Raw genomic sequence first — 14585 nt, 5'->3', positions numbered from 1 at the left:
GGTCGTTAGTTACGAGTAGCTGTCTGAGAAGCGCTTTCGCTCCGGGATTGGCTCTCAGGCTGGCGGTTTTTCCGTTTGTGTTTCGCTCTGATCCGTGGGTTCAGCAGTCGGTCGGTCCCCTGTGCAAACAGGATGAACCCGTAGTTCAGAACGACGATCGTTGCCATGGGGATGAACAGCCAGTAGGCCAGATCAGCCGTGAGGAGAGCCCCACCCTCGTAGGCGATCTGCATGATCACCCCCCAGTGGTTGAGCGTGTAGGGAAGTGCGCCGATGAAGTATAGCCCCACGGACGCGAAGATGACGCGCCGGGCGCTGGCGACGAACTTGATCATGATGAACGAGAGAACGTTCGGTAAGACCTCCTTGTATAGGATCCGCGGTGATGAAATCCCCAGCACTTGGGAGGCTTCCACGTAGTGGTTCTTGCGGATCGTAATCGTCTCCGAGCGGATCTGGCGAGCGATGCCCCCCCAAGCGTTGACGGTGAGGAGAAGCCCGATGACGGCGGGATCGGTCGGCTGGAAGATGAAGGCGAGCACGATCGCGAGCGGGATGCCTGGGATCGCGATGGTAACGTCCGAGAGTGTCATTAGTAACTGGTCGATCAGCCCGCCCGCGTAACCGGCGACGATCCCGATGAGCGACGCGACGGTCGTCGCGAAGACGGCACCGACGAGGATCATCTCGAGCATCGGTCTCGTGGCGTGAACGAGCAACGAGAGGAGGTCCCGCCCGGCTTGGTCGGTACCGAGGGGGTGAGAGAAGTTTTGGAACGCCTGCAGCGCGCGCGGGGCCTGTCCGGAATTTGGCGGGGCGATAACGAACGGACCGAACAGTCCAATGGCCACGTATAGGAGGACAATAGCGAGCCCGACCCGAGTGCGCCAGTCGTCCCAGATGATCTTGAGCGGCACGACCACGAACTGATAGAAGCTACCGCCTCTGGACGTGGTGGTCGGGTCGGTGGAGTCGGCGACCGTGCCGAACTCCGTCTTCGCCAACTTCGCTTGTCTGTCCGAATGTGTAGTGTCAGCGCCGCCTGACTGGCCCGAGAGCCGCTGGTTGATCCAAATGGTGAGCCGATCCCAGAGGCTACCCATGGTGATGTTTGCGGTCTCGCTTCGGGTGTCAGCTCGTGGATCGATCAGCCGGTAAGTGAGGTCGGCGATGTACACCCCGAGAACGACCGTGACGGTGATCACGATGAAACACCCCATCATGAGCGGGTAGTCTCGGGCATTGATCGCCTCCAACATATAGTAGCCGATCCCACGATAGCGGAAGATCTGCTCGATAATCACGGTCGCTCCGAGTAGCCGCCCGATCGAGATCAGGAGACCGGTGTAAAGCGGTAGGACTGCGTTCCGTCCGACGTACTGGAGCGCGATATGTCGTCCGGGAAGGCCCCGAAGCTGTGCGACGCGAACGAATTCCTCGCCCAAAACGCTGATGCTGTTGCTGCGCATCGTGAGCGCCCGGAACCCGAATGCGGTGAGGACGAACGCGGCCACGGGTAGCGCAAGGTGTTCGATCACGCCGGCGACGAACGGCCAGTTCAGTCCGACTTGAGTGGCGTCGTTCATCCGACCGCCAATTGGGAAGAGACGCCAGCGATATCCGAGAAAGTATAGAAAGACAACTCCAGCCACGTATGAGGGGATCGAATTCAAGACGATCGCAGCCGTCGATGTAACCTGATCGAATCGACTTCCTTCACTGTAGGCCATGAGTGCGCCGCCGCCGATGCCGATGAAATATATCAGGGCTATCGAGACGCCAACCAGCAGCAGACTCCAGGGTAGTGCGCCTGCAACGATCGAACCTACCGACTGGTCGTACCAGATAGAACGACCGAAATCCCCTTGGAGGGCTGATGATACATACTGGATGTACTGTATCGTGAGCGGCTCATCGGGAGCGATGTTCGTATATGCCTTGACTTGGGCTTGTAAGGCCGAAGTATCTATGTTCTGTTCTACAAGTTGCGCTTGGAGGTACGCCATCGGCCCCCCAGGTAGCAGCCGAACGAGACCAAACGTGAACGTAAGTACGAACCAAATACTGAACAACGCTTGGGCAAGTCGCCCCGCGTGTTTCTTTACTGAACGTGAAACCATGATTTTCGTTCGCTATGTCTTCTCCATATGCTTATCTGTGTCCGAATCACCAGCATGTCTGGTGTATCTAGGAACGGAGTCATTGCTTTGCCCGAACCTGTCCTTTATGCATCATGAGCGCGACTGGATAACTCACACCGTTTGTTGCCGCGTCCTCCGGGGGAACAGTCCAGTTGTCCGTATTGAGGAAGCTGTACCCGTAGCTCGTAAACACGACGTAGGTCGGCATGGTCTGATTGTAGACCCACGAGAGTCGCTTTATCAGGTCCTGGCTCTTCTGGCCAGAGGTGGACGTGATCCGGGAGATCAGATCCCGCACATTCACTGTCTTCGTGGACCCGGACGGGTTGGCGACCGGCATCGGGACCGAGAACTCGTCTGGAGTTCCTATATCGGGAGCGAAGCTAGGGTATCCATAGAACGAGGTTTCTAGGTCCGTGAGCGGGTGTAGGATCTGTTGGCCAACGAAAGAGGCACCGATGTCAAAGTCGCCGTTCGATAACGTGTTCGAGAGGTACGTACTGTTTTGGACCGGTGTGAACTCAGCATCGATCCCAAATTCGTTCAACTGTCGTGTCGCCTCGTTCGTGCCGACGCGCCATGCACTGAAGCCGGATGCGGATTTGAGTGTCAGCTGGAACGGGTCACCGTTGGGTTTCGTCCATTTCTCGCCGTTCTTGGTGAATCCGGCCTCCTTTAGCAGCGCTGTGGCCCGCTTCGTGTCGTTGTAGAGCGTAAATTCGTTCAGGGTGTCGCCGATATACCGACGCTGAAACTTCTTGTTGCCGTGAAACCCCGTGTCGAACTCGAGCGTTTTGGGACCGACAATGCTCGTGTTCTCGACCATTGGTCCTCGGTCAAGTACGTGCGAGAGTGCCTTCCGAACTCGCACGTCCTGGAATACCTTGCGATTCTGGTTGAAGTGTAGAGCGAACCCGACGCCGCGATTGAAGTTCCAGTTCTGGAACGCACTCGGCATTTGGTCATAGACTGACTTCGTTGGGATCATCCCTCCACCGCTGATGCGTTCGGAGAGGTAGCCCTGCATTTTCTGCTGTTTGTTCTCAACGTACCGGAAGGCCATCGTCGAGAAATTGATTTGGTCTGCCTGTGGATGGTCGTCAAATTTCGTCAGTTGGATCTGCTGGCCGGTCTGGTCGTCGAGCTGGAACGGCCCCCACCCGATGGGATCTTGCCAACTGAACTGTACTATCTCCTCTTGTACGCTCGAATAGTCCGAATCGTCGAACTGGACGTCAGAGACGTACTCCCCCCAAACGCTTGTCGGGGTGTCAATCATGAGCGATAGCAGGTTCTGATAGAGGAGATTCCGGTTCGTTTCGCCTTGTAGTTCGATCTCAATCGTCGTCTCGTCTGGCACTTCAACCCCGCTGAGAAAGTTGGCTAACGTTGTTTCCATTGCGTATTCTACACGCAGTTTCGTTGCAACGTCTTTGGCCGTAACCGGGTCGCCGTCGTGCCAGACGAACGAATCGTTGAGGTTGAGCGTGACCGATGTCCCGGATATGTTCCACTCTTCTGCTAGATGGGGGACCCATTCCGCGCTCGTCTGATTGTACTGAGCGAGTCGCCCAAACAACACGTAGTTAGGGAACTCCGTCTGGTTAGTCGGGTTCTGCTGATTGTACTGTGCTTGTGTCGGGATGGCCCATGTCGCATTGTAAAACGTTTGGTCAACCGAGTTTTCTGTGGAGCCTTCTCCCTGTCCGTTCCCTGTGGAACCGCCCCCCTGTCCACCGGGTTCGGGTGTATCACCTGAGCAACCGGCTAGCAGTGCTGCTGACCCTGCTCCCAGGGCTCTCAGCCACTTCCTCCGGGATGCCCGGCCATTGCTATTATCTACCATTGAGGTCCACCATCACAGTAGTCGATGGTATATTTAAAACTTTCCTTCACAATACCAAACCCCAGGGATAGCGCATCACGACATCACATACAATGGGGCGGCGAGTCCCAATCCGGTGGAACAGCGGTGCTACGATCTGAGGGCCGAGATTAGGAGTCCGTTCACGGTCCCAACAGCCAGTATCCCCCGTTTCAAATACCTCACCGGGAAGACTGTTGAGTGGTATGAGGAACCAACTCTTCTGCCTTCTCGATCCCAACTAAACAGCGCTATCAGAGATTCACATATGTATTGTACTGTGATCTTCACCCCGCCCTATGGAAACTCTCTCGCTCCAGCCTCAATCTAAGGGTGGCTGTCCGGTAGTGGTCGATACCAGTAATACTAGATTTACTAGTATTTTTCTGATGACTCTCTTTCTAACAATTTCGAGACATCATGAAGGTTCTATACAACTGTATAAGTGCATACTCTGTTGGTAGTAATGTGCGTATTGGTGTTACAAATCTTTTCTGATAACGACCGGCTGCGCTCAGAACTCTTCCGCATAGTGAGAAAATTACTAGTAATACTACCGGAGCAGCCCGTCACCATGTGTGATCATTCGTACTCCTCTGAAAGGTACGTGAGGAGAGGGGTGAGCTCCTCTGTATTCATACTCTCGAGGCGTTCTATTCCGAGAGCAACTACGCTCGGATAGAAATGACGAAGTTTCTTGAGGTCTATGTCCGTTGAGCGCTTGCATTCTAAGCTATGCTCGCGGAAGACCAACTCCAATTCGTCCCGGAGTGGTTCCGGAAGGTAGACCGTCAACCCAACCCAATCCGATTTCACATCGACATTCTCAGCCGGGAGATCCTCCCTGTTATCTGCTTTGTTGGTCCAGTGTTTCGCGTAGTCTCCACTTGAATCGCCGTGGTCCAGTGCTCCGCTTTCCGTGTGTTCTGTCGTCTCGTCACTCATCCGCTTTTTCCCCCGACGAATGGTTCCAAGAACGACTTCGGACAGCCATCTGTTTGTTTTTCATTTCGGTATTACCAATAATGCTCATCTACGAGAGAACAAAAATGCTTCGCACGATGCCCCCCAGTTTAATATGGACATTGCCCCATGTCTCGACATGCCCAGCAAACCTCCATACAAAGATCCAAACGAGTCTACAAGAGTTCGCACAGTAGACCTTCTAGAACGAATGACCCGTCGGGAAAAAGTCGGTCAACTCGTCGGAATGCATGTTGGTTCGTTCACGGATACAAGGAAGCGAGCTACAGAAACAACAGCGATAACGGACGTCGAAGTCGCCATTCGTGACTACTACATTGGCTCAGTAAGCCCCTTTGGGACGGGGATTTCGAAGTACAACCAGGTCTCTGTGGCAGGGCGGATCGCAAACCGATTACAGCGGGTTGCTATGAACGAAACCCGGCTTGGTATTCCGCTACTGGTTGCTGTTGATGCGATACACGGGCACGCGAATATTGAGCGCAGCACGGTTTTCCCTCAGAATTTGGGTATGGCGGCAACGTGGAACCCAGACATCGTCAAACGCGCGGCTCGAGTTACAGCGGCAGAAATGTCCGCAACGGGTGCGAACCAAAACTACTCACCGACCGCTGATATCGCTCGCGACCCACGCTGGGGACGAACATACGAGACGTACGGCGAATCGACAACGCTGGTGGAGGAGTTTGTCAGCGCAGAGATTAGGGGGCTTCAAGGTGACGATCTGGACGATCCAACAGCAGTTGCGGCGACGGTAAAACACTATCCCGCGAGTAGCGGTCCGACACGTGGGGAGGATACGGCCCCGATCGATGTCTCTCCAGAAACGCTTTGGCGAGTGTATCTCCCGCCCTTCGAGCGTGCGGTCAGCGAGGGGGTAGCCGGAGTAATGCCGGCGTACAATGCTATTGGAAACCAACCCGCACACAGCTCCAAATATTATCTCGATGAAGTACTGCGGAAGCAACTAAAATTCGGTGGTGTGGTGTGCTCGGATTGGCTGGGTATACGAATGCTGGCCGACCGGCACCAAGTTGCCGCATCGCTCCGGGACGCTGTCGATTTAGCCACGGACGCTAGTTTGGACATCGCGTCTGTTGGTGGACCGGAGCATGCACAACTGCTCTATGATCTGGTTGAGAAAGGAACTGTTAGTGAAGAGCGTCTCGATGAGAGCACCTATCGCGTTCTTGAGCTCAAATTCGAGCTAGGGTTGTTTGACGACCCCTACGTTCCACCGAAGCTTGCCTCGGAGACCGTTGGATCAAGCGAGCACCGAGCGGTTGCGCGAGATGCCGCGAGCGAATCTGTGACGTTGCTTCAAAACCGAAACGACGTACTCCCGCTGAACGGTGAGGATGACGTCTTCGTCACGGGACCGAACGCGGACTCAATCGATAATTTGCTCGGTGGATGGACTGTGTACGGGGTGGACGATTCACAGGGACAAACGATCTATGGAGGATTGGTGAGTGCCTCGGGTCCGGAAATGACTGTCGACTACGAAACCGGGATCGTCAGCGATGTCACACTGCAGCCAGACGAGATCGCGGAACGCGCCGCTGCAGCAGACACAGCCATCGTGGTTCTGGGTGAGCCTTGGTACCTCCACGAATTTGGCCCCAAATCGATAACTGATTCGTCAAGTGGGTTTCCAACACGCAATCAGCTCAAACTCCCAGACGTACAGAAAGAGCTCCTAGAAACAGTTTGCGAGACTGGAACACCGGTCGTTCTCCTCGTTATCACGGGTCGTCCACTTGTCCTAACAGACGTCGTCGATCAGGTCAGTGGTCTGCTGGTCGGTTTCTTCCCAGGTATTGAGGGTGGAGGGGCGATCGCGGACATTCTCTTGGGACGGACGAATCCATCTGGACGCCTTCCAATCTCTTTTCCGCGTACGATCGGTGACCTACCCGTTCGGCATGACTGGCTCCCCCACCCAAGTCCGATCGGAAGCCAAGAGCATCTCCCATCCTACAACCCACTGTTCGAATTTGGATACGGTCTAAGCTACACGGAGTTCACGTACAAGTCCCTCGAAGTGTCTGATCGGAGAGTTTTGGCCGACGATGGGCTATCCGTTGAAGTGACTGTCACGAACACGGGAAATCGGAGCGGAACCGAGACGGTTCAGCTTTTCGGGCAACATCTTCAAAGTTCGGTCGTGACGCCTGTTCGTGAATTACTGGCGTTCACGAAGATAGATATAGCGCCTGGCGAAACCGAGACCGCACTGTTCGAGCTGGACTCTGAGGACCTTGCGGTAGTGCGTCCTGATGGGTCACGGGTCGTTGAATCAGTTCCATTCGAACTGTACGTAAACGAGCTATCCAGAGAGATCACAATTAGGTGAGTACGTTTATATGTTCGGTCGGCGGTTTTAAAGCACTACTCTCCGTTCCGATGGTCCACTACGTCACCTGTTTGGCTGTTGTCTGTCCCAGACACGTGGTCGATTCGATGAGAGTCGATACGAACAGGCCGCTCAATACAGTTATACACGAGTGAGTTCCGTTTGGATACATATACAACCGGATGATCACTGTATTTCCACTCGTTACAGTAAAAGTGATATGGACATGATCCTAGCTATATTTATGAGACCGCACGAAGTAGTACTCAGAGATGGTAAACGACCGTACAGAGGTGCGAGAGCAACTACAAGAGCTCACTCTCGAAGAAAAAATTCGACTTGTCCATGGAGCAGCCGACCCAGAAGGGCTGGCGACGGGTTATCTCCCAGGTGTTGAGCGGCTTGGAATCCCGGAGTTTAGACTTACTGACGGACCAATGGGTGTCCGGGCACACGGGAAGCCTGCGACTGCGTTTCCTTCATCGATTGCGTTGGCCGCGACATTTGATCCGGAGCTAGCCCGCAGACAGGGGGCGGCTATGGGCCAAGAGACAAAATCGCGTGGTCAGGATGCTCTACTTGGACCCGGTGTCAATTTGATTCGAGTTCCACACTGTGGTCGGAATTTCGAATACTATGCGGAAGATCCGGTTCTCACCGCCGCTTTCGCTGCCGCCATGGTCGATGGCATTCAATCGGAGGACATCGTTGCGACGCCAAAGCATTACGTTGCAAACAACCAGGAGACGAAGCGCGCGTCTGTGAACGTCGACGTTAGTGAGACTGCCTTACGTGAGTGCTATCTGCCAGGATTCAAAGCTGCAGTCGATGCCGGCGCAGGTTCGGTAATGTCCGGGTACAACGGTGTGAATGGAGAACCTATGAGTGAGAAACGTAGGCTCCTGATGGACGTGCTGAAGGAAGAGTGGGGATTCGAGGGATACGTCGTCTCTGACTGGTTCGGTACGAAGAGTACTGTCGGTTCAACGAACGCCGGACTTGATCTGGAGATGCCAGGCATCGACCGCGATGAGATGTGGGAAGCGTTCGGGATCGAGAGTGATGGCGGTAGTGATGCCGTCTTCGGAGAGAACACAGATGTTTCGGATGGAATGCCGGACCCATCGAACACGGGACTTTTCGCGGAGCCTCTCTTCGATGCAGTGAAAGAGGGCGATGTTCCGGAATCCCGAATCGATGACATGGTGAGCCGAATCCTTCGTCAGATGAAACGAGTCGGGCTCTTCGAGGATGACCGCAGTGAAGACATCCGAGAGGATACCGAACATGGTGGACTTTCTGAGACGATCGCGACACGTGGAACAGTTCTCCTACAGAACGACGGGATCTTACCGCTAGCGGACGATACGAGTATTGCGGTGGTTGGTCCCAGTGTTCACGAGGCGAAATCCGGTGGTGGGGGCTCATCTGAAATCGAACCACTTGATGAGGTTCCAACAGCAGACGGGATTCGCGAGCGTGCGACAGGTGACGTTAGCGTCGCACGTGGCGTACCGGAAGTCGAACAAGTCTCGTTCTTCGGTGGTGGAGATGAAAACGAAAACGGCGGATCGTCCGAACCTCGTCTCGAAGATGCGATTGACGTCGCATCTACAGCTGATGTCGCTGTCGTCGTCGTCCAGGATGCAGCAGCAGAAGCGCTCGATCGGGATAGTCTCCGGCTTCCAGGGAAACAGGACGAGCTCATCGAAGCAGTCGCTGGAGTCAACGACCGGACTGTCGTCGTCGTTCAATCAAGCGGACCGGTCGAGCTCCCTTGGCAGGACGATGTGAGTGCGGTAGTCGAGAATTGGTATCCTGGTCAATCCGATGGCGATGCCCTCGCAGCGGTTCTCTTTGGCGATGTCGACCCATCCGGGCGTCTTCCGGTGACGTTCGCAAACGAGTCGGACTACCCAACAGCGGATCCCTCTACGTTTCCCGGAACGGATGGAACAGTCCAATACGCGGAGGATCTGTTTATTGGATATCGACACTTCGATGCAAACGATATTGAGCCGATTTATCCCTTCGGTCATGGTCTCTCGTATGCAACTTTTTCGTATCATTCAATTGAGGTTGTTGAGGAACGGCAGATACGTATCACTCTCGAGAACACAAGCAATCGAGACGGGAACGAAGTAGTACAGATCTACGCCCGTTCAGAGAAATCCGATGGAGTAAATCGACCGGTTCAGGAATTGGCGGGCTTTTCTTCGGTTGCTATTCCTGCCAATGAAACGATGACAGTTGATATCGATCTTGATCTTCTCCCGTTCGAACGTTATGATGAGACCAATGGATGGATGCCTCTCGAAGGCCAATTCGAACTCGTCGTCGGTCGTTCGGCGCGAGATATACGCCTCGTAACTGAGTTGTATTCCGAATAGGCGTTTTTGCTTCCACTTCTTTGCTCGGTATCGGTCGTCGGGGGTGGAGAGGGCTAAGCTATGGGGAGACGATAAGACGAGTCCCGATGGCCATGAATGGACGCGTTGTGTCACGGAACATCGCAGGCCGTACGCCCGAGTCAGGGACTGAACGATAGGTCCGGCTCAGTAATCCAATCATCCATGTCGCCGTCAGTCGCATTCCACCACCTCTCGATGGTATTTTCGAGCGCCTCCCTGACCGTTATGTAGTCGGGGTCGTTGTATCGATTCGTTAGTTCGTCAGCATCCGTTTGCATATCATAGAGCTCACCCTCGCCATCTTTCGGATACTCTACGAGCTTCCAATCTGGGGTACGGACCCCCCGGTAGGGGTGATGCCCCCAGTAGGCGACGTTGTGCTCGAAGAAAACCCGATCATCGTCGGGCGGCGAAGAGCGCTCCATCGTTGGCAGCAGACTTCCACCGGTAAACGCTTGTGAAACTGATTCGCCCGCTGCCTCAACGATCGTTCCTGGGACGGCGGCGGTAGAGACGAAGTCCGGGATCACGTTCCGTTCGATGTCGAGTTGAGGGTGATGAACAACGAGTGGTACACGGAGGATTTCCTCGTACGCGAGGACACCCTTTTTGTTGAGACCATGCGCGGCCTGCATGTCGCCATGGTCGGCAGTGAACACGATTACCGTGTCGTCGTAGAGTCCTTCGCTGCGAAGTGTGTCCAATACCACCCCGATGTAAGCGTCGACACGCGAGACCATTGTTCGGTACCGATAGGCGACTTCGCGGTACTCATCCTCTGAGAGATCACATTCTTCGGCTTTCGCGCGTTCTCGGTGGAACGCAGGTTTCGTGGAGAGATCGTCGTTGAAGTTCGTCGGGAGTGAAACCTCCTCCCGGTCGTAGTACTGCTGGAAACACTCATCCTCGAAGTATGGAGGGTGGGGGAGGTTGAAGGACGCCGTTGCGAAAAAGGGCGTGTCACCGTCGTACTCTCGTAGATACCGCGACACTTCGGTCGCTGTTGTACGGTCGCATTCGAGGCTCGATGTCCCATCAGTGCCGGTAATGTCAAGGTTCCGGGTGTACTTCCACCCGAGCTCAGTGGCATTCTCAACACCGAGATCCCAGCGACCGGACCAGAGTGTTTCGTAGCCTGCGTCTTGGAGTGTACGGCCGACGCTGTTCGATGCTGTATCAAGTTCATGCGGCCCCCAGTTAGAGAGAGCTTGGACACCCGTTTGATGTGGAAACTGGCCAGTGACGATCGAGGAACGCGACGGTGAGCATTGTGGCTGGGTACAGTAGGCGTTCTCAAAACGGGCACCGTCGGCTGCAAGGCCGTCGAGTGCGGGTGTGTGGAACGAACCGTCCACCGCGCCGAGAGCTTGGGCCTGATGCTGGTCAGTAAGGATGAGGAAAACGTTTGGTCTATTTCCTGCCATCGATAGTGTCGTATATGTAGGTCACGTAATAACGATGGTGATCTACCCATCAGATGTTCGTTAAGTGTCGGTCGTGATGGATATAGCTAGCGGGGCTGTTCGCTTCGGACTTGGTGGGTGATTCCGTCGTAGGTCTCGATTTTCTCGGCATGTGCCTCGCGACCGGTTTCGCGTAGACGATCCGTGTACGCCTCCATGTTTCCCTGAAGATAGAACGACCCGCCACTACGAATCACCTCGAAAAGCGGGTCAATAAGTCCACGCGGAGCGTCCGGGTTCCCACCGTCGGATCCGATTGCTGCGTCGATCCTCCGTTGTCCATGCCACCGGTTTAACAGCGCCATTCCATGGTCAACCACTTCCGGATTGTCTGTAGCAACGTTCTCTACTTCGTGTGGGTCCGTGGTGAGGTTGTAGAGTTCGACGGATTCGAAGTCTCGCCAGCCGTCATGATATGTTCGGAGCAGGAGCCAGTCATTCCACCGGACGCCGCGCTGGCACGCCCATGCACCTTGACTAGTGACGAGGAAGCTCCGACCCACCGTCTCGCCGTCGGTGAGCGATGGAAGGAACGAACGGCCATCCCAACTGCTCGGAACATCACCCCCAATCAAGTCCACAAGTGTCGCCGAGAAGTCGAGATGGTAGTAGAGATTGTTGTCGACGCCGGACTCGATCCCAGGTCCCCTGACGAGCAGGGGAACCCGACATGTGATATCGTCGGCAGTCTGATGGTCGCCGTACACGTTGAGCTCGCCTTGGTTCTCCCCATGGTCTGCTGATATCACGATTACGGTGTTCTCGTAGACACCCTGTGCCCGGAGGAGATCAACCATCTTGCCAATGTAGCCGTCGAGATAGCGGATACCGACATCGTATCCATCGACCCAGCGACGAAAATCCTCCCGATTCGCGATCTCGTTCGGTGTCCGTTCGAGGTCGTCGGGACCGTCGCCGGTCAAGTAACCATGGTGCAGGTCGTGAGCACTGTGAGGGCCGTAGCTCTCATACTGCTCTTCGATCAAATCCTCAGTAAGCCATCTCGGGGCAGGCTCGTCGACGAACGGGTTCCCGTATTCTTCCGGCGTGTCGTAGGGGGTGTGCGGGTCCCAGAAGTTGACATGGAGGTACCAGTCCTCTTCCGAAGCGTGCGCTTCCAGCCATTTCTCCACGTGGGGGTAGACGACGTCAGCGCGTTCGACACCGAACTCACCTGTATCGACCCATTCTTCGAAGCCATCGATAACGTGCCAAGCCCCGTGGCGCTGTGGAAACGGACTGATGAACGCCGTCCGGTGTCCTTCTTGGCGTAATGCAGTTGGAAGCGTTCGATACGTACCACGGTTCGAGTGTCCTCGTGCGGCACCGCGATGGCGAATATCTGCGTTGATATTGGCGTGACCGACAACACCCGTGTGGATCCCGAATCGACCTGTAAAGTAGGCTGTACGAGAGGGAAGGCATGGTGCATCGGAGACGTAGTAGTTCGTGAATCGTCGGGCATTCGCTGCGATCCGGTCGATGTTGGGCGAGGTGTCACGCTCGTATCCGTAACAACCCAAGTGATCCGGACGAAGCGAATCGATGTCTATGTACAGAATTCGCATACAAGACCGAAGGCGTTTCCGAAAGGACATAAATGTATCTGATACTCGGCGCGAGAAAAGAGAACGGCACCGGTCGATGAGTTGTCAGTCGGTGACAGTGAATGTCGCACTGCGAACACTGCTCTCACGGTAGCCGTATCGAATCGCTTTCGCCTGCACTGTCGTCTCACCGGTTGGAAGTGAGATAACGTCGTTGTAGAGTTTCCATCGCGATTCCGATCCGCCGTCAGTAGTATGGACTATCGAAGCTCCCTGCGTGTCGCAGTGAAGCGTCAGCGTTGCCGGCGCGGTGAACGTATCTCCGTCCGGCGTCGCTTCCGTCATGGGGTTCTCCGGTGCGTTCGGCACGAACGTTGGAGTAGCCGTTGTCGGCTGCTCGCCATCCGGCCACATCCGTTCGACCATCCGTGATTCGTCGACCATACCCTCGTCGCCGCATCGCTTGCGCCACTCGTCCATCGCGGTACGGAGTCCCGCGAGCACATCGAGGTGGTCGGTGTCATCAGCCAAATTCTCGATTTCATGCGGGTCGTTGTGGAGATCGTAGAGCTCCTCTCCGGGTCGTCCGCCGGAGAGGAGACGAGCCTGACGCTCCGGCAGCTTGCCTTCCGCGTGGAGACGGAGCAGGTCTCGCATCGCATCCCCTCGGGCGCGGAACGGCACCCATACTAACGGTGGGTTCGACTGGTCGTAGTTCCTGATATACTTGTAGCGATGGTTCCGTATTGAGCGGACCATGTCGTAGCTCTCGTCGATACGGTCGCGCGCGGCCATCACGTAGTTGCGTGACTCACGCTCTGCCTGCCCCAAGAACGGACGACCATGCATCCACTGGGGTATGTCGATCCCAGCGATCGACAGCACGGTCGGACCCAAGTCAACGAGGCTAACGAGGCGGTCGCTCTGCTCCCCGCCCTCAACCTCACCTGGCCAGCGAACGATCAGCGGGACGTTCACCCCTGATTCGTAAAGACTTCGCTTCGCGCGCGGGAGTCCTTCCCCATGGTCGCTCCAAACAAACACGGCTGTATTCTCCGCGAGACCGTCCTCCTCCAGTTGGGAAAGAAGGCAACCGATCTCCTCATCCGACCGCGTGATGTTGTCGTACTGTCGGGCAATCGACTCCCTAACTCCGTCGGAATCCGGGAGGTATGGTGGGACTGTTACTCGGTCAGGATCCGTCTCCGGCTCGCCGCCAACACTCAGAAGTGCGTCCTCCCACATCCCGCTCTCATGCGTTCGTGTGGGATTAAACACGGCGAAGAACGGTTGGTCGTCATCCGGGCGATTCCGCCAGTGAGCGTCCTCGTTGCATTCGTCCCAAATCGACGCCGGCGGTTGGAAGTCGTGGGGATCGTCGCCCTGATTATCGAACTGGTAGTCGGTCTTCTCGTTGTTCGTACAGTAGTAACCCGCCGCGCGGAGATACTCGGGGAACGCAGTGACGAAGTGGGGTGGAACGGCGGAGTACGGCGTCGGGATTCTTGGCGTGTCCTCGTTCGTATGTTTCGTCCGCATGTGATGAGCGCCTATCGTTGTTTGATATCGGCCAGTGATCACCGCGGCACGGGACGGAGCGCAGACACCCGCTGTGCTACATGCATTGGTATAGCGCCGGCCGCCGCTCGCAAGTTCGTCAATGGTTGGCGTCTCCGCCAGCTCGTCGCCGTAGCACCCAAACCGTGGACTCGTGTCTTCGAGTGATATCCAGAGAATGTTTGTTGGTTGATTCGACTTCATGATTAAGAGATCTATCTCGGTATCGGTTAATTCCTTCGTCCGCCAAGGCTTTCTGGGT

The 14585-nt window shown here is 55.5% G+C and carries 8 protein-coding genes; 2 read left to right on the top strand and 6 right to left on the bottom strand.

Features of this window, described 5'->3' with window-relative positions; genetic code table 11:
* Positions 1 to 5: 5 nt before the first annotated feature.
* The 3 genes from C447_RS13040 to C447_RS13030 all read right to left on the bottom strand — a co-directional run bounded on the left by C447_RS13040 (position 6) and on the right by C447_RS13030 (position 4950).
* Positions 6 to 2006, bottom strand: a complete 2001-nt coding sequence (locus C447_RS13040; protein ID WP_007694638.1) for an ABC transporter permease subunit — start codon at positions 2004 to 2006, stop codon at positions 6 to 8.
* Positions 2007 to 2199: 193 nt separating this feature from the next.
* Positions 2200 to 3987, bottom strand: coding sequence for an ABC transporter substrate-binding protein (locus tag C447_RS13035; RefSeq protein ID WP_080505384.1), 1788 nt, complete (start codon positions 3985 to 3987; stop codon positions 2200 to 2202).
* Between the two features lie 600 nt (positions 3988 to 4587).
* Positions 4588 to 4950 carry a hypothetical protein gene (locus tag C447_RS13030; protein WP_007694621.1) on the bottom strand — a complete coding sequence of 121 codons (363 nt, stop codon included), beginning with the start codon at positions 4948 to 4950 and terminating at the stop codon, positions 4588 to 4590.
* A 157-nt stretch (positions 4951 to 5107) separates the two neighbouring features.
* Between C447_RS13030 and C447_RS17350 the strand changes: the two genes are divergently transcribed.
* Complete coding sequence (locus C447_RS17350) at positions 5108 to 7345, top strand: glycoside hydrolase family 3 N-terminal domain-containing protein (RefSeq protein WP_239639184.1); 2238 nt, start codon at positions 5108 to 5110, stop codon at positions 7343 to 7345.
* Positions 7346 to 7617: 272 nt separating this feature from the next.
* Positions 7618 to 9735: a beta-glucosidase family protein gene (locus C447_RS17345; RefSeq protein WP_007694616.1), complete on the top strand. Its 2118-nt coding sequence runs from the start codon at positions 7618 to 7620 to the stop codon at positions 9733 to 9735.
* Between the two features lie 140 nt (positions 9736 to 9875).
* Here C447_RS17345 and C447_RS13005 read toward each other — a convergent pair whose 3' ends face one another.
* The 3 genes from C447_RS13005 to C447_RS12995 form a co-directional block, all read right to left on the bottom strand.
* Positions 9876 to 11180 (bottom strand): sulfatase-like hydrolase/transferase, encoded by a 1305-nt coding sequence (locus tag C447_RS13005; RefSeq protein ID WP_080505382.1) that lies wholly within the window; start codon positions 11178 to 11180, stop codon positions 9876 to 9878.
* 86 nt (positions 11181 to 11266) lie between these two features.
* Entirely contained in the window at positions 11267 to 12787 is a 1521-nt protein-coding gene (locus C447_RS13000) for a sulfatase family protein (protein ID WP_079255026.1), read from the bottom strand.
* An 84-nt stretch (positions 12788 to 12871) separates the two neighbouring features.
* Positions 12872 to 14527 carry a sulfatase-like hydrolase/transferase gene (locus C447_RS12995; RefSeq protein ID WP_079255025.1) on the bottom strand — a complete coding sequence of 552 codons (1656 nt, stop codon included), beginning with the start codon at positions 14525 to 14527 and terminating at the stop codon, positions 12872 to 12874.
* Positions 14528 to 14585: the final 58 nt, after the last annotated feature.

Source organism: Halococcus hamelinensis 100A6 (assembly GCF_000336675.1).
GTDB classification, from domain to species: domain Archaea; phylum Halobacteriota; class Halobacteria; order Halobacteriales; family Halococcaceae; genus Halococcus; species Halococcus hamelinensis.
Note: the sequence above shows the minus strand (reverse complement) of the source record. Positions and strands in the feature narration are given on the sequence as shown.